Origin of the sequence: Roseateles rivi (assembly GCF_043555845.1) — a bacterium.
Taxonomy (GTDB): domain Bacteria; phylum Pseudomonadota; class Gammaproteobacteria; order Burkholderiales; family Burkholderiaceae_C; genus Roseateles; species Roseateles rivi.
In genome coordinates this window covers 1-17,711 of the sequence record NZ_JBIGHZ010000007.1, presented here as the reverse complement: position 1 = coordinate 17,711, position 17,711 = coordinate 1, and the positions used below count along the sequence as shown (strand labels likewise).

Below are 17,711 nucleotides of genomic sequence, written 5' to 3'. Positions count from 1 at the left end.
CGTGCTGCCCGCGCTGCCGCAGAACGCCAATGGCAAACTGGATCGCGCGGCGCTGCCGCGGCCGGAGTTCGACGATGCTACGGCGTACGAGGCGCCGCGCGGTGCGCTCGAGCGAACGCTGGCGGCGTTGTGGGCCGAAGTCCTGAAGCTGCCTCGCGTCGGGCGGCTCGACAACTTCTTCTCTCTGGGCGGCCATTCGCTGCTGGCCATGCAGATGCTGGAGCGCCTGCGCCGCGCCGGGCACCCGGCCGCCGTCCGCCAGCTGTTCCAGCATCCGCAACTGGCGGCGTTCGCTCGCGCCATCGAGGGCCGCTCGGACGAGGTCCGGATTCCACCCAACCTGATACCGCTGGGCTGTGCCGAGATCCAGCCTGAGATGCTGTCTCTGGTCGAGCTCGACGATGAACAGATCGCCCGGATCGTCGCCGACGTGCCCGGCGGCGCCCCGAACATCCAGGACATCTATCCGCTCGCTCCGCTGCAAGAGGGCATCCTGTTCCATCACCGGCTCGACGCGAATGCCGATCCCTACATCACGCCTTGTCTGCTGAGCTTTGACAGCCGGTCACGGCTCGAGCATTTCATCGACAGCGTCAACGCGGGGATCGCGCGCCACGATATCCTGCGCACCGCCACGCTGTGGGAGGGCATACCTGAACCCGTACAGGTCGTCGCCCGCAGTGCGCGTCTTGAAGTCGAATGGCTCGAGCCGCCGATCACGGGCATCGATCCACGCGTACGACTTGCCGCACATGCCGCGCGCCATCGGATCGATGTGCGTCGGGCGCCGATGCTGGCCGCGATCGCCGTGCAGGAGGGTGATCGCTGGCTGATGCAACTGCTGAGCCATCACCTCGTGCTCGACCATGTGACACAGCAATTGCTGGTCGAAGAGGTCGCGCTGATCGAGCAAGGGCGCGCCGATGCCTTGCCCGCCCCCGTGCCGTTCCGCGACTTCGTCGCCCGCGCGCGGTTGGGTACGAGCCGCGAAGCGCACGAGGCATTCTTCCGAACCATGCTCGGCGATGTGGACGAGCCGACCGCACCGTTCGGCATCGTCGAGACGCAGGGCGATGGCGTGTCGATTTCGGAGACGGTACTGCCGCTCGAACTCGAGCTTGGTCATCGCATAAGGACACAGGCACGTGCCCACGGCGTCGGCGCTGCAGCGGTGTTCCATCTTGCATGGGCTCAGGTGCTGGCGCGCACGAGCGGCAGAGACGACGTCGTCTTCGGCACGGTGCTGTTCGGCCGCATGCAGGGCGGCTCCTCGGTCGATCGCGCGATGGGCATGTTCATCAATACCTTGCCTGTGCGCATCGACCTCCGCGAAGCCGCGGCCGCCGCAGGATTGGCTCGGATGCAGGACGCGTTGAGCGAGCTGTTGCGCCATGAGCACGCGAGCCTTGCGCTGGCCCAGCGCTGCAGCGGGATCCAAGGCAGCACCCCGCTGTTCACGGCGCTGATCAACTACCGCTACAGCGAGCCCGATGAGGGACCGCTTGCATGGGAGGGCGTCGAGGTCGAGGAAGGCCAAGAGAGAACCAACTACCCGTTCACCTTGTCTGTCGACGACCTCGGCGAGAGCTTCGGCCTCGTCGTGCAGGTTGCCGAGCCGGTCGGTGCAGAGCGGATCGGGGCCCTCATGGTTCGTGCGCTGCATTCGCTGGTCGAATCGCTCGAGCAACGATCCGACCGCAGGCTCGCCGGTCAGCCTTTGCTGGCCGAGGACGATCTGGCCCGGCTCGAATCGTGGGACACGAACGCCGAGCAGTACGCCGACGAGCAGCCGGTACACCGCCTCATCGAGGCGCAGGTGCGCCGCACGCCCGATGCTGTCGCGCTGCTGTTCGGCGATGCGCAGCTGAGCTACGCCGAGCTTAACTCGCGCGCCAACCGTCTCGCCCATCGCCTCATCGCGTTGGGCGTACGCCCGGAAGTCCGCGTGGGCCTGGCGCTGGAGCGCTCGGTCGAGATGGTCGTGGCCCTGCTGGCCGTGCTCAAGGCCGGCGGCGCCTATGTGCCGCTGGACCCCGAGTACCCGGCCGAGCGGCTGAGCTACATGCTCGAGGATTCGCAAGTCGCGCTGCTGCTGACGCAGAGCCATCTGCAAGGAGCTCTGGACTCCAACCTGCCGACGCTGGTGCTGGATCGGCTGTCCCTGGAGGGGGGACCATCTCACGACCCTTCGGTTGCCTTGCACGGCGAGCATCCGGTCTATGTGATCTACACCTCCGGCTCGACCGGTCGACCCAAGGGCGCCGTCAACCGCCACCGCTCGCTGCACAACCGGCTCGCCTGGATGCAGCAGGCCTACGACCTGAGCCCGACCGACACGGTGCTGCACAAGACCCCGTTCGGCTTCGACGTGTCGGTGTGGGAGTTCTTCTGGCCGCTGATGTTCGGCGCGCGGCTGGCCGTGGCCGGCCCAGGCGAGCACCGGGAGCCGGCTCGGTTGGTGGCGCAGATCCGCCGCCACGGCGTGACGACCTTGCACTTCGTGCCGTCGATGCTGCAGGCCTTCCTCGCCCACGAGGGCATCGAGGCCTGCTCGAGCCTGAGCCGCATCGTGTGCAGCGGCGAAGCGCTGCCGGCGGCGGCGCAGCAGCAGGTGTTCGAGCGGCTGCCGCAGGCTCGGCTGTACAACCTGTACGGCCCGACCGAGGCGGCGATCGACGTCACGCACTGGACCTGCCGCGATGACGGCCAGAGCCAGGTGGCGATCGGGCGGCCGATTGCGAACACGCGCGCGGTGGTGCTCGATGCGCAGCTGCATCGCGTGGCGCAGGGCGTGGCCGGGGAGCTGTACCTCGGGGGCATCGGACTGGCGCGGGGCTATCTCAATCGCCCGGGGCTGACGGCCGAGCGCTTCGTGGCCGATCCGCTGGGCACGGCCGGCGAGCGGCTGTATCGCACGGGAGACCTCGTGCGTTGGCGTGCGGACGGGCAGCTCGAGTACCTCGGGCGCATCGACCACCAAGTCAAGCTGCGAGGATTGCGCATCGAGCTCGGCGAGATCGAAGCCCAGCTGCTGGCGCAGCCGGGCATTCAGCACGCAGTGGTGGTGGCGCGGGAGCAGCGGCTCGTCGCCTACGTGGCGAGCGCGACTGAGCAGTTCGACGACGCAGGCCTGAAGCAGGCGCTGGCGCGACAGCTGCCCGAGTACATGGTGCCGGCGCTGATCGTGAGGCTCGACGGGCTGCCGCTGAACGCCAACGGCAAGGTGGATCGCAAGGCGCTGCCGCAGCCGCAGGGGATCGAGCGGGCGTACGAGGCGCCGCAGGGAGAGGTCGAGGAGCAGCTCGCGGCGATCTGGGCCGAGGTGCTCGGCATCGAGCGGGTCGGACGCCACGACAACTTCTTCGAGATCGGTGGGCATTCGCTGGCCGTGATGGAAGTCGCGGCGCTGGTGCGTCAGCGCCTGGGCATGGAGCTGGCACTGAACCTGTTCTTCGAAGCTCCGACGGTCTTTCTGCTGGCCCAGGCCGTCCCGCAGCGCGTACCTCGCAACGAGCAACTGGCCGCGATCGACGCGCTGCTCGCCGAACTCGAATAAGCAAGAAAGACTTTATGCAACAAGAGGCGCATCGACTCGCCGAACGCCTGGCCGCGTTGCCGCGCGCGCAACGACTGACCCTGCTACAGCGCATGGCCGCGCAGGGTATCGAGCCCGGCACCTTGCCCATCGTGCCCTTCGGGCGCAATGAGCCCGTCCCGGCCACGGCGGCGCAGCGCGGACTGTGGATGACCTGGCGCCTGGCGCCCGACAGCGCGAGCTACAAAATGGGCGGGACGCTCGAGCTTGGGGGCGACCTCGATGCGAAGGCGCTGTCCGCGGCGGTGGCCGATCTCGAACGACGTCATGAAGTGCTGCGGACTGTCTACCGTCTCGACTCGAATGGCGACTTGAACCAGATGCTCACTGCCGTGCAGGCGGGGTTGGTCGAGGAAGACCTTCGACATCAACCGGAATCCTCAGCCATCGCGCGCGCGCAGCATCATGCGCAGCAACCGTTCGACCTCGAGCAGGGGCCGGTGTGGCGCTGCGCGCTGCTGCGACTCGATGAACGACGTCACTGGCTCGTCATCGCCGTTCACCATATCGCGGCGGACGGATGGTCAGAATCGGTGCTCGTGCAGGACCTGGCGGCTTTCTACGCTGTCCATTCGCAGGGCGCGGGGCCCGCCGCCGTGCCGGCGCCGCTGCCGATCCAGTTCGCCGACTACGCGATCTGGCAGAACGAATCGGAACAGGTCGGCAATGCGAGCCGTCAGGCCGATCACTGGGCCGCACGCCTGGCAAATGCGCCGACACTGGCCTTGCCTTTGGATCGACCGCGACCCGTGCGCCGCGACGAAGCCGGCGCGCGCCACGCATTCAAGCTCGACGCCCGGACGACCGCCGGACTGCGGCGTCTCGCCGAAGGGCAGGGCGCAACGCCGTTCATGGCGATGCTCGCGCTGCTCAAGCTGGCCCTCGCGCATCTGAGCGGTGATGCCGACATCTGCGTCGGCACGCCGATCGCTCGACGCGATCGGGCGGAGACCCATGGTCTCGTCGGCTACCTGACCAATGTCCTGGTATTGCGAACGACGGTCGACATCGGGTCGGACTTCGACGCATTGCTCGGTGCCGTGCGTGCCACCGTGCTCGACGCCCATGCCCACGCGGACCATCCCTTCGATGCGCTGGTGTCTGCGCTCAAGCTCGATCGCGTGCCGGGGCTGAACCCGCTGTTCCAAGTCAAATGCGCCGAGCAGCATGACACCGAGGGACTCGACCGCTTCGGTACCCTGACCGTCGCGCCGGTGGCGCACGGCGGCGAGCACGCGCACTTCGACTTGAGCTTCGACTTCACTTGGCGCCAGCATGAAGTTGCCTGCGAATTCGTCTATCCGCTCGACATCCTCGACGCGGCCACCGTCGAAGGCATCGCCGATCTGTTGACGCACCTCGCGCAGGCCGTATGCGCCGCGCCGCGGCAGGCGCTGGCCGAACTTCTGCCGGCCACCGTGCCATCGCAGGCGCGCGGCGAAGTGCATGGCGAACCGGTCGAGGACTTTCTGATCCGCTGGGATCGCAATGTCGCGGCAGATGCGGGCGCCGTCGCCGTGCAATGCGGAGCTGCGCGAATGTCCCGCGGCGAATTCGATTCGCGCGCGCAAGCGCTGGCCGCCGAGTTGCGCGCGCGCGGCATCGGCGCCGAGGTCCGCGTCGGCGTGTACGCACCTCGCTCGATCGAGCTCGTGCTGGGCCTGCTCGCCGTGCTGAAGGCCGGCGGCGTCTACGTGCCGCTCGATCCTGCGCTCCCGGCAGAACGGCTCGAGTTCCAGGCGCGCGACAGCGGTCTGGCGCTGTTGCTGACCATTGCTGGCGGCGCGGCGCCAGCCTGGGCTGCGGAGACGCCCGTGCTGACGCTCGACACCTCAGCGCCGGCCACGGCCACGCTTCCCCGGGCACCGGCTGCCGTGGATCCACGCCAGGCGGCCTATCTGATCTACACCTCCGGCTCGACCGGACGACCCAAGGGTGTCGCCATCGAACGCGGCAATCTGGCGAATTACGTCGACGGTGTGCTTGGCCGCATGGCGTTGCCGTCGTCCGCGGGCGCGATGGCCATGGTGTCTACCGTTGCCGCCGATCTCGGCCATACCGTGCTGTTCGGCGCGCTGGCCGCCGGACGGCCGCTGCATCTGGTTCCCGCCGAACTCGCGTTCGATCCGGATGGATTCGCCGCCTATATGCGCGAGCACGGCGTCGAGGTCCTGAAGATCGTGCCGAGCCATCTGCAGGCGCTGCTGAATGCGGGAATGCCGGCCGACGTGCTGCCGCAGGACCTACTGATCCTGGGGGGCGAGGCCACTTCGTGGACCTTGCTCGCGCGACTGGCCGAACTGCGCCCGAGCATGCGCGTGCTCAACCACTACGGTCCGACGGAGACGACGGTCGGCGTACTGACCCAGGGCGCGGCCACTGCATCGCGTCGTGCCGCGACCCTCCCGCTGGGCCGTCCCTTGCCCGCGGCCGATGCCTATGTGCTCGATGCCGACCTCGCGCCGGTACCGCGCGGGCGAGCGGGCGAGCTCTATCTTGGCGGCGCCGGGCTCGCCCGCGGCTATGGCGGCCGTCCCGGCCAGACCGCCGAGCGCTTCGTCGCCAGCCCGTTCGATGCCGGCGCGCGGCTCTACCGCAGTGGCGATCGCGTGCGCATGCTCGACGACGGCAGCCTTGAGTTCCTCGGTCGCGTCGACGACCAGGTCAAGATCCGTGGCTACCGGGTCGAGCTGCGCGAGGTCGCGCAGGCCTTGCAGGGCTGCACAGGCGTTCGCGCCGCCGAGGTCATCGCCCGCGACGGTGCCGATGGCCGGCTGCAGCTGCTTGCCTATGCCGTTCCGGTTGACGGGGCGCAGCTGGACGAAGCCGCGCTGCGCGAAGCGTTGTCCGCTTCGCTGCCCGACTACATGGTGCCGGCGGCGATCGTCGTGATGCAGGCGCTGCCGCTCAATGCGAACGGAAAGGTCGACCGCAAGGCATTGCCCGATCCGGACACTGCGTCGACGCGCGGCGAGCATGACGAACCACGCGAAGGAACGGAACGCATCCTGGCCGAGGTCTGGGCCGACGTGCTCGGTCTTGAGCGCGTGGGCCGAGCCGACAACTTCTTCCAGCTCGGCGGCGACTCGATCTTGAGCCTGAAGGTCGTTGCCCGCGCGCGCAAGCGCGGCGTGCCGATCGCGCCGCGCCAGCTGTTCGATGCCGCCGATCTAGCCGCGCTGGCGGGTCTGGTCGAGGCTGCGCGTGGAGGCTCGCCCGTGGCGTCGACCCAGCAGGCCGCAATCCCCGTGCTCGATGCATCCCGTCGCCGCGCCGGCGTCGCCGCCTCCCATGCGCAGGCGCGGCAATGGTTCCTCTGGCAGCTCGACCCTCGGAGCAGCGCTTATCACGTCGGCGGCGCACTGCGCCTGACAGGACAACTCGACGAGCTGGCACTGCGCGACAGCTTCGCCGCGCTGGTCGCTCGACACGAGGCGCTCCGCACCGTGTTCCGCGCCGATCCGCAGGGTCAGGTCTTGCAGTGCGTCGGTGATCCCGGCGAGCTGGAGGTGCCAACGCTCGATCTGCGCGAGCTGCCGGCTTCATCCCGCGAGGGCAGGGCTCGTCATGAGATCGCTCGTCTGCTCGATACGCCGTTCGATCTCGAGGCCGGACCTCTTCTGCGCGTCGCGCTGCTCCGCATGTCTGGGAACGAGCGCGTGCTGGTCGTCGCGATGCATCACATCGTCTCGGACGGCTGGTCGATGCAGATCATCGTCGACGAGTTCATCGCCATCTATCGGTCGCGGATCGAAGGTTCGGTGGCGCCATTGCCGGCGCTGCCCATCCAGTACGCGGACTATGCGGCGTGGCACCGCGACTGGCTGAGACAGGGCGAGCAGCAGCGACAGCTCGGCTACTGGACGGAGCGGCTCGGCCGCCAGCATCCCGTGCTGCAGTTGGCGACGGACCACCCGCGGCGGGGGGACGGCCAGCTCCATCTGGCGCATTGCACCGTGGATCTGCCGGCATCGCTCGGCGGCGCTTTGCTGCAACGAGCGCAAGCCGCCGGGGTGACGCCGTTCATGCTGATGCTGGCAGCCTGGCAGGCCTTGCTGCATCGCTATACGGGTCAGGAGGACATCCGCGTCGGTGCGCCGATCGCGAACCGCCAGCGCGCCGAGACAGAAGGCGTCGTCGGCCTCTTCGTCAACACGCAGGTGCTGCGCAACCGGGTCGAAGCGCAAATGACCTTGCAGTCCCTGCTGACCCAGGTGCGCGAAACCGTAGTCGGCGCGCAGTCGCACGCGGACCTGCCGTTCGAGCAACTGGTCGAGGCGCTTCAGCCCGAGCGGCGTCTCGGCACGAGCCCGCTGTTCCAGGTGATGCACAACCATCAGCGCGAAGACGACCGCGCATTGCGGCAGATCGCGGGGCTCTCGATCGAGACCTATCCGCTCGGCGAAACGGCGGCGCAGTTCGATCTGACCCTGCACACGACGGAGCGGACGGGCGGCCGCATCGAGGCGACGATCGCCTATGGACGCGAGCTGTTCGAGCCCGCCACGATCGCGCAGCTGGGCGGCCACTATCGCGCCATGCTGCAGGCATTGATCGAGCAACCGCAGCAAGCCGTCGGCGCCGTCTCCCTGCTCGACGACGGCGAGCTGCAGCGCCTGCAAGCCTGGGGCGTCAACGACGCGCAGCTCGACGCCGAGCGTCCCGTGCATCGCATGATCGCGGCCCAGGCCCGGCGGAATCCCGAAGCAATCGCGATCGTTTCTGGCGAGCAGATGCTGAGCTACACGGAACTCGACACGCGTGCAAACCGGCTGGCGCATCGTCTGATCGCGCTCGGAGTCCGCTCCGAGGTGAAGGTCGCGGTGGTCCTCGACCGTTCGCCGGAGCTGCTGATCGGGCTGCTCGGCGTGCTCAAGGCCGGCGGCGCCTATGTTCCGCTGGATCCCGAGCTTCCAAGCGAACGCCTGGCTTTCATGCTCGCCGACAGCGGCGCCGCCTGCGTGGTGACCAGCGAGGCGATTCGCGCGGCGCTGCCCGACACCGGCGTTCCGGGCGTCTTGCTCGACGGTCTGGAGGCCTGGCCCGCTCACGACCCGGCGGTTCCGCTTCACGCCGAGAGCCTCGCCTATGCGATCTATACGTCGGGCTCGACCGGCCGACCCAAGAGCGTCATGGTGCGACACTGCGCGCTGAGCCACTTCCTGCTGAGCATGCGTGAATCGCCGGGGCTCGACGTCGACGACGTGCTGGTGTCGGTGACGGCTTCGACCTTTGACATCGCAGCGCTCGAGTTGTTCCTCCCGTTGCTGGTCGGTGCCCGCATCGTGCTGGCAGGGCGAGACACGGTCCGCGACGGCGCCGCGCTGGCAGCGCTGGTCGAGGGCTGCGCTGGGACAGCGTTGCAGGCGACTCCCTCGGGCTGGCGCCTGCTGCGCGCGGGGGGCTGGCCGCGCCTTCCGGTGAGGCGATTCAAGGGACTTTGCGGCGGCGAAGCGCTGCCGCCCGATCTGGCCGACGAACTGCGCTCGGTCGGCGTCGAACTGTGGAACATGTACGGCCCCACCGAGACGACGATCTGGTCGGCAGCGGCTCAGGTTGGAGCGGCTTCGCCTCGCATCTCCGGACCGATCGCCGCGACGTCACTGCGGGTGCTCGACGCGCAGCTACTCCCGGTGCCGGCGGGCGTGCCCGGCGAGCTTCATATCGGCGGTGAAGGCCTCGCGCGCGGCTACGTCGGTCGCCCGGGACTCAGCGCCGAGCGCTTCGTTGCCGATCCGCTGGGCGAGCCAGGCGCGCGGCTCTATCGCACCGGTGACCTCGTGCGCTGGAACCGCGACGGTTCGCTCGAGTTCCTCGGCCGCATCGACCACCAGGTCAAGATTCGCGGCTGGCGCATCGAGCTTGGCGAGATCGAAGCCCGCCTGATCGAGCAAGCCGGTGTCGAGCAGGCTGTCGTCGTCGCACGCGATGACGGGGCCGGCGCGCGTCTGGTCGCTTATGTGGTCGGAGCCAGTGGACTCGAGATAGACGCACTGAAGGCCGTGCTCGCCCGGCATCTGCCCGAGTACATGGTGCCGGCGCAGATCGTGCTGCTCGATTGCCTGCCTCTCAACAGCAACGGCAAGATCGATCGCAAGGCCTTGCCGGAGCCAACGATCGATACCTCGACCGGCTTCGAAGCACCGCAGGGCATGCGCGAAGAGACCCTCGCGTCGCTGTGGACCGAACTGCTCGGCGTCGAGCGCGTCGGCCGCGGCGACGATTTCTTCGCGTTGGGCGGGCATTCGCTGCTCGCCACGCGCATGGTCGCCCGGCTTCGCGACGATTTCGGGTTCGCACTGCCGCTGCGACGCGTGTTCGAGCGCCCCGTGCTGCACGATATGGCTGTCGCACTGCCGGCGCGAGATATCGCCGCCCTTGAACCCGCCGTGGCGATCGATCGGTCGGGACCGACGCCGCTCTCCGATGCGCAGCAACGACTCTGGTTCCTTTGGCGGCTCGACCCGCAGGGATCGGCATTCAACGTGCCGATCGTCTTCGATCTGCACGGACGGCTTGACGACGGCGCGCTGCGCGGCGCATTCGCCTGGCTCGTCGAGCGGCATGCGGTGCTGAGGACCGTGTTCGGCGAGCACGACGGCCTCGGCTGGCAGCGCGTGCTGCCGGCCAGTGCGCCGACCCTGAGGGTCTTGGCGGTCGAGGAGCGGTCACAAGCGGTCGACGCGGAGACCGCGGCATTCATCCGGGAACCCTTCGATCTGACTCGGGACCCGATGCTGAGGATCGCGCTGCTGCGGTACGGGACCGAACAGCATCGGCTCGTCGTCGTGCTGCACCATATCGCGGCCGACGGCTGGTCGCTGCGCATGCTGATGAACGAGTTCGCCGAGTGCTATGCGGCCCTGCACGGGCAACGTTCGCCGGCGCTCGCGCCCCTGTCCATTCAGTATGTCGACTATGCGCAGGCGCAGCGGCAGCGCCTCGAGGGCCCGCAGCTCGAACGCCTGCAGGCCTACTGGAAGGCGACGCTCGCCGGCATCGCGCCGCTGGTCCTGCCGGCCGACAAGGCCATGCCCGCGGAACGCAGGCATCCAGGCGGCCATGTCTCGCATGTCTTCGACGCCCAGGTGTCGGCGGGCATAGCGCAGCTCGCGGCCCGGCACGGCGCGACGCCGTTCATGGTGCTGCTGGCCGCGTTCGCGATCGTCGCATCGGAACGATCCGGGCAGGCGCGCTTCCACGTCGGCACCGACATGGCCAACCGGCAGGGAGGTCGCGAGGTCGAGGCGCTGGTCGGCTTCTTCGTCAACCAGGTCGCGCTGCCGATCGACTGCGCGGCGCCGGCCACGATGGCGGAACTGCTGGAACAGCTGCGCGACACGGTCGTCGATGCGTCGGAACACCAGGAGTTGCCGTTCGACCGCCTCGTCGAGGCGATCCAGAGCGGGCGGCGCGACGCGCGGGCGCCACTCTTCCAGGTCAAGGTGATCCACCAGATGGATGTGCAGATGCAGGTCGCCTTGCCCGGACTGACAGTCGAGGAGGTCGCGCTGGACGCCAAGGACGCGGAGCTCGACCTGATCGTCAGCTTCGTCACCGGGCAGGACCGCACCGAGATGACGATCAAGTACGACCGCGAGGTCTACGACCACGAAACGATGGAGGACCTCGGCGCGGCGATCGCGGAGGTTCTGCAGCTTGCCATCGAGCAGACGGATGCGGCGATGGGCGCACTGCGGGATCGCGCACTGGCGGCGCGCCGCGCGGCGTCCGAACGCCGCGCAGGCGAGCGCGATCGGCGGCTTGCCGGCATGCGCGGCGCGCTCAAGCGGCGCGGTTTGCCCTCGCAGGCATGAACAAGACAAGGAGCGATTGAAATGAGTAATCCAATGGCGCCCATGGCGCGGCCCACTATCGGCACGGCTCGCCGTCGCAGCGCCGCGATCGAGAGCGGTTCGCTCGTGCGCTGGCAGGCGATGTTCGACGGTCAGGAGCTGCCCGTGGTCTGCGAACCCAATGTCGCTGGCGTGCGTCTTCCCGAATGGGCCCGAGAACATCGCAAAGAGATCGGACGACGTCTGCTCGACCACGGCGCGATCCTGTTCCGCGGTTTTTCCGTGGCGAACGCCGAAGAGTTCAACCGGTGCATCGACGGTGTCTCTGCCGGCGCCCTCGAATACAAGTTCCGCGCATCGCCGCGCACGCAGATCCAGCAGGACCTGAACGTCTACACCTCGACCGACTATCCGGCCGAAGAGAGTATCTTTCCGCACAACGAACACTCGTACTCGCCGGTCTTTCCGCTGCACCTGTTCCTCTACTGCGACCTGCCGGCGCAGACCGGCGGCGAAACGCCCATCGGCAGCACGCGCGCTTTGGCGCGCCGCATCCGTCCCGAGGTCCGCGAGGCCTTCGCTCGCAAGGGCATCATGTACGTTCGCAACTACGGTGATGGATTTGGTCTGCCCTGGCAGACCGTCTTCCAGACCTCGGACCGTGCCACGGTCGAGGCCTATTGCAACAGCATCGGCATCGCGGCCGAGTGGAAGAGCGGTGACCGCTTGCGGACGCGCCAGATCGGGGCCGCCCTGATGCGGCATCCGACCACGGGCGAAGCGCTGTGGTTCAACCATGGCACCTTCTTCCACGAGCTGACGCTTCCCCCCACGGTCCGCACCCAACTGCGCAGCGAGTACGCGCCCGAGGACCTGCCGCAGAACACGTTCTATGGCGATGGCAGCTCGATCGAACCGGATTACGTCGAGCACCTGCAATCCTGCTACCGCGAGGTCATGGTCGGCTTCCCCTGGCAGAAGGGCGACGTGCTGATGCTCGACAACATGCTGGCCCTGCATGGCCGCGGCCCGTTCACGGGTCCGCGTCGCGTCATGGTCGCGATGGCCCAGGCCTGCCGCGGCGTCGATCTCGCGCTGAAGGAGACGGCATGAACGCCCAGGAAACCTATCGACTGTCTTCGCAGCAGAGCGCCGTGCTGGCGCCGCATTGGACGGACGAGGTCGCGGCCACCGTGGTGATCGCGAGCGGCCCGGGCGACGCCGCGACGTTGGACGCACTGCGTTCGGCGCTGCATGGCAGCGTCGCCCGCCACGAGATCCTGCGGACTCGATACCGCGCGGTGCCGGGTCTGCGCGATCCGGTGCAGGTCATCGAGGATGAACTCGCTCCCGCATTCGCGCTGCTCGAGGGCGCGGACGATGAACGCTTGCTCGACGCGGCCCGTGATGCGATCGACTTGCAACGAGGTGCCGTCGTCGCGATCACCGCCACGCTGATCAAGCCCGGGCGCATTCGGCTCGCATTGGCCGCGCCCAGCCTGGCGCTCGATGTGCAGGCCGTTCAGGAGCTCCTGGCGGAATGCCTGACCGGCGGTGCGGCGACCGAGGTGCTGCAATACGCCGACTACGTCGCATGGCAGCAGGACCTGCTGGCCGGCGAGCTCGGGCGCGATGGCGCGCGCTTCTGGCGCGGGCAGGAAGCCTCGGCGCCGAGACTGCCGTTCGAAACCGTCGGCACAGGCCGGCGCGGGCCGGCGGAGAGCCGAATGCTCGGTGCGGAAGCCCTTGAAGGGCTGCGTGCCTTGGCCACGCGCACCGTGCAACCCGAACAGACCGTGCTCGCGAGCCTTTGGGCGGGTTGGCTGGCGCTCATCACGGGGCAGGGTGATTTCGGCGTGGAATGGCGCTGCGGCAAGCGAGCCGAAGAGCTGGCCGGCTCGCTCGGCTGCTTCGACGGGCTGCTGCCGCTCGCCCTGTCGCTCGATCTCGACGCATCGGCCGATCGTCTCGTGCGCCATGTCGCGGAACGACTCGAGGCCGCCGCGGCCTGGCACGAGTGTTTCGACGCGCCGGCTTTCCTCGATGCGCAGGCTCTCGCGGGCCGCTCCCGCCCGGGCATTGCCATTTCGTGCACGGACGCGCTCACCTTGCCCAAGGGCTGGGCCGTTGATCAGCTCGCCATCGATCCGGGGCCGCAGCGGCTGCGCTGCGACGCACTCGCGATCGACGGCGGCTGGCGCCTGCGCCTAGCAGCGGACGATCGCTCCGATGCCTCGACGCTGCGGACTTGGCTGGCGCAGTTCGAGGTATTGCTGTCCGGTCTGGGCCATGAGGCGGCGCAACCGTGGCGGCAGCGATCGCTGCTAGGACCAACTGAGCGCGCGCGTATCGTCGCGGCCGCGGCAACGCCGCGGCCGGAGGGACTCGAACCGTCGCCGACCTTGCATGCGCTGTTCGAAGCCGAGGCGCGTCGCGTGCCGCAGGCGCTGGCCCTGGTCTGCGGGACCCGGGCGCTGACCTATGGCGAGCTCGACGCGAGGGCCAGCCGTCTGGCGCAGCGACTGCTTGCGCTGGGAGCCGGACCCGAGCGGACCGTGGGCGTGCATCTGGGGCGTTCGGTCGACGCGATCGTCGCGATGATCGGCGTGATGAAGAGCGGGGCGGCCTATGTGCCGCTGGATCCCTCATATCCGGCCGAGCGGATCGCGCTCATGATCGAGGACGCAGGACTCTCGGCGGTTGTCGTCGATCGCGGCCGCGCGGCATCTTCGGGCGAGCAAGCGATTCCGCGGATCGAGATCGATGACGCGGACGAACCTGTCTCGGCGGGCCCCGTGCCGGCCTGCGAAGCAGCCGGCGATCACCTCGCCTATCTGATCTACACCTCTGGATCGACGGGGCGCCCGAAGGGCGTCATGGTGAGTCACGCCAATGCCGTCGCGTCGACGACGGCGCGCTTTGCCTTCTATGGCGAGCCGGTCGATCGCTTCCTGCTGCTGTCCTCGTTCTCGTTCGACAGCTCGGTCGCCGGCATTTTCTGGACGCTCGGACAGGGCGGTACGCTTTGCCTGCCGACCGACGACGCGCATCGCGATCCGTTAACGGTGGCGGCCCTCGTGGCCGATCTGAAGATCTCGCACCTGCTGGCGCTGCCGTCGTTCTACAAGCAGATCGCGGCGCGGCTCGCGCCGGACGCGCCCCTGCGCTGCGCAATCGTCGCCGGAGAGGCTTGCCATGCCGACGTCGTCGACCTGCATCGCCGTCATGCCCCTCAGGCCGCGCTCGTCAACGAATACGGACCGACCGAAGGGACGGTTTGGTCGAACGCATTGCGCATCGAGGCGCCGACGGCCGCGGGACAGTCGCTGCCGATCGGCCGCGCGATCCCAGGCATGCGCAGCATCGTGCTTGACGACGCACTGGAACCTTGCGCTACCGGAGTAGCCGGCGAGCTCTACATCGGCGGTGCCGGCATCACCCGAGGGTATTGCGAGCGACCCGGACTGACGGCGGAGCGATTCGTCGCCGATCCGTTCGAGCCGGGCTCGCGTCTCTATCGCACCTCGGACCTCGCGCGCTTGCGCCCCGACGGCTCGATCGAGTACCTCGGACGCGCCGATCAGCAGGTCAAGCTGCGGGGCCATCGGATCGAGCTCGGCGAGATCGAAGCAGCGCTGAAGGCGCATGCTCGCGTGAGCGACGCCGTTGCGCTCGTGCACGACGATGCCGAAATCGGCCAAAGGCTGATCGCCTATGTCGCGGCAGAGGATGCCGGAGCTGCGCTGCAGGACGAGCTCGAAACCGGTTTGCGCGCGCGCTTGCCCGCCTTCATGGTGCCATCCGCGATCGTCGTGATGGCGGCGTTGCCGCAAATGCCCAACGGCAAGGTCGATCGGCAGACTCTGCTGGCGCTTGGGGCGACGGCTCAGCGTCCGGTCTATGTGGCGCCCGTCAGTGACATCGAACGCGGACTGGCCGCCATCTGGGGCTCGGTGTTGAAGATCGACGAGGTCGGGCTCGATGACGACTTCTTCGATCTCGGCGGGCATTCGCTGCTCGGTACACAGGTCACGGCGCGCATCCTTCAACAGTTCGCCGTCGAACTGCCGCTGCGAGAGCTGTTCGAAGCGGGCACGCTGCGCGACCTGGCGGCGAAAGTCGAGGCGCGTCGGGAATCAGGCCGTGACGAGATCGCGTTGCTCGATGATCTGCTGGCCGAGGCGGAGGCCGGACAATGAATGCGCCAATGCCGCGCGAACTCGAGGCGATCGCGCGCAGGTTGGCGGCGCTCGAACCGCAAGCGCGTGGTGCCGTGCTGCGCAAGATGGCGGCACAAGGCATTGCGCCGACAAAGCTGCCCATCGTCGCGCAGCGCCGGAATGCCTCGGCTGAGGACGGCGTCTCGCCGTCCTATGCCCAACTGCGCCAATGGTTCCTGTGGCAGCTGAACCCGCGGAGTTCCGCGTATCACCTGGCTGGCGCGCTGCGCTTGGTCGGATCGCTCGATGAGGATGCGCTACGGGCGGCCTTCGATGCGCTCGTGCAGCGCCACGAGGCGCTGCGGACGGTGTTTCGCGCCAACGCTCGCGGAGACATCGTCCAGGTCGTGCTCGAGCGGGGGGCTTTCGCATTCAACAGCTGCGATCTGCGTACTGAAGCAGACCGGGAGAGACGCGCCCAATCGGAAGCGCAGCGGATCGTCCAGGAACCGTTCGACCTGTCGGCCGGGCCTCTGCTGAGGATCCGCCTGATCCGATTGGACGACAACGAGCAGGTGCTGGTCGTCGTCATGCATCACATCGTGTCGGACGGCTGGTCGATCCAGTTGATCGTGGAGGAATTCGCCGAGCTCTATGCCGCACGCCTCGAGTCGCGCGCGCCGACGCTGCGGCCGCTCGACATCCAGTACGCCGACTATGCGCTGTGGCAGCGCGATCTTCTCGCCGCCGGAGAACGGGACCGGCAGCTCGCCTATTGGACCGAGCATCTCGGCGGGACCGCGCCGGCGCTGCAACTGCCTGTCGATCATCCGCGCCATCCTGATGGCGCGCATCTCGCCGCGCGCTTGGTCTTCGACCTGCCGACAGGATTGGCACAAGCTCTGCGCCGCCAGTCGCAGTCATTCGGTGCAACGCCGTTCATGCTGCTGCTGGCGGCTTGGCAAGGCCTGCTGTATCGCTGGGCCGGACAGGACGACATCCGCGTCGGCGTGCCGATCGCGAACCGGCATCGCGCCGAGACCGAAGGAGTCATCGGGTTCTTCGCCAACACGCAGGTGCTGCGCGCGCAGGTCGATCCGCGCATGAACCTCGCACAGCTGCTTGCGCAGACGCGTGAAGCCGCGCTTGGCGCCCAGGCACATCAGGATCTCCCGTTCGAGCAGCTCGTCGAGGCGCTGCAACCCGAACGCGTCACGGGCCAGCATCCGCTGTTCCAGGTGATGTTCAGCCACCAGGTCGGCGAGCATCGCTCGCTCGATGGACTGCCGGGGCTTTCGGTTCACGACTTCGATGTCGGAGACAGGCATGCTCAGTTCGATCTGAGCATCACCACGGCCGAGAACGGAAAGGGAGAGGTCGGCGTCACCCTGGTCTATGCGAAGGAGTTGTTCGAGCCGTCGACGATCGAGCGCCTGGGTCGGCACTACGTGACGATGCTCCAGGCGCTGATCGAGCAGCCGTTGCAGACCGTGGGCGCGGTGCCGCTGATGGACGCGGCAGAGCAGGCTCAGCTGGCCTCGTGGGACACGAGCGCTGAGCAGTACGCCGACGAGCAGCCGGTGCACCGGCTCATCGAGGCGCAGGTGCGCCGCACGCCCGAGGCGGTTGCGCTGCTGTTTGGCGATGTCCAGCTGAGCTATGCCGAGCTGAACTCGCGTGCCAACCGTCTCGCCCATCGCCTCATCGCGCTGGGCGTGCGCCCTGAAGTCCGCGTGGGCTTGGCGCTGGAGCGCTCGGTCGAGATGGTCGTGGCCCTGCTGGCCGTGCTCAAGGCCGGCGGCGCCTATGTGCCGCTGGACCCCGAGTACCCGGCCGAGCGGCTGAGCTACATGCTCGAGGACTCGCAGGTCGCGCTGCTGCTGACGCAGAGTCACCTCGACATCGTGGCCGAGGGCCTGCCGACGCTGGCGCTGGACCGGCTGTCGCTCGACGACGGGCCTGCGCATGATCCGGTTGTCGCGCTGCACGGCGAGCATCCGGCCTATGTGATCTACACCTCCGGCTCGACCGGTCGACCCAAGGGCGCCGTCAACCGCCACCGCTCGCTGCACAACCGGCTCGCCTGGATGCAGCAGGCCTACGACCTGAGCCCGACCGACACGGTGCTGCACAAGACCCCGTTCGGCTTCGACGTGTCGG

General features: G+C 68.2%; 5 protein-coding genes and 1 pseudogene. All 6 read left to right on the top strand.

Going from position 1 to position 17,711, the window contains the following annotated elements; translation table 11 throughout:
• The coding region (locus ACG0Z6_RS16430; RefSeq protein WP_394463410.1) for an amino acid adenylation domain-containing protein at nt 1-3,556 on the top strand (3,556 nt) is incomplete at its 5' end.
• A 14-nt stretch (nt 3,557-3,570) separates the two neighbouring features.
• The gene (locus tag ACG0Z6_RS16425) at nt 3,571-11,412 is read left to right on the top strand and encodes an amino acid adenylation domain-containing protein (protein WP_394463408.1); all 7,842 of its coding nucleotides are present in this window, start codon (nt 3,571-3,573) and stop codon (nt 11,410-11,412) included.
• A gap of 21 nt (nt 11,413-11,433) precedes the next feature.
• Entirely contained in the window at nt 11,434-12,504 is a 1,071-nt protein-coding gene (locus ACG0Z6_RS16420; protein ID WP_394463406.1) for a TauD/TfdA family dioxygenase, read from the top strand.
• The gene (locus tag ACG0Z6_RS16415; RefSeq protein ID WP_394463404.1) at nt 12,501-15,590 is read left to right on the top strand and encodes a non-ribosomal peptide synthetase; all 3,090 of its coding nucleotides are present in this window, start codon (nt 12,501-12,503) and stop codon (nt 15,588-15,590) included. Before ACG0Z6_RS16420 ends, ACG0Z6_RS16415 begins: the two co-directional genes overlap by 4 nt.
• A pseudogene (locus ACG0Z6_RS16410) lies at nt 15,587-17,026 on the top strand (condensation domain-containing protein); the annotation flags it as partial. The gene ACG0Z6_RS16415 and the pseudogene ACG0Z6_RS16410, both read left to right, overlap by 4 nt.
• Nucleotides 17,006-17,711 (top strand): AMP-binding protein (locus ACG0Z6_RS16720; protein ID WP_474104015.1); only part of this gene is annotated, 706 nt, incomplete at its 3' end. The pseudogene ACG0Z6_RS16410 and the gene ACG0Z6_RS16720, both read left to right, overlap by 21 nt.

What these genes read in the sequence shown, in the direction of transcription:
- ACG0Z6_RS16425 (WP_394463408.1), top strand. Translation starts at nt 3,571, where the DNA reads ATGCAACAAGAGGCGCATCGACTCGCCGAACGCCTGGCCGCGTTGCCG.
- ACG0Z6_RS16420 (WP_394463406.1), top strand. Translation starts at nt 11,434, where the DNA reads ATGAGTAATCCAATGGCGCCCATGGCGCGGCCCACTATCGGCACGGCT.
- ACG0Z6_RS16415 (WP_394463404.1), top strand. Translation starts at nt 12,501, where the DNA reads ATGAACGCCCAGGAAACCTATCGACTGTCTTCGCAGCAGAGCGCCGTG.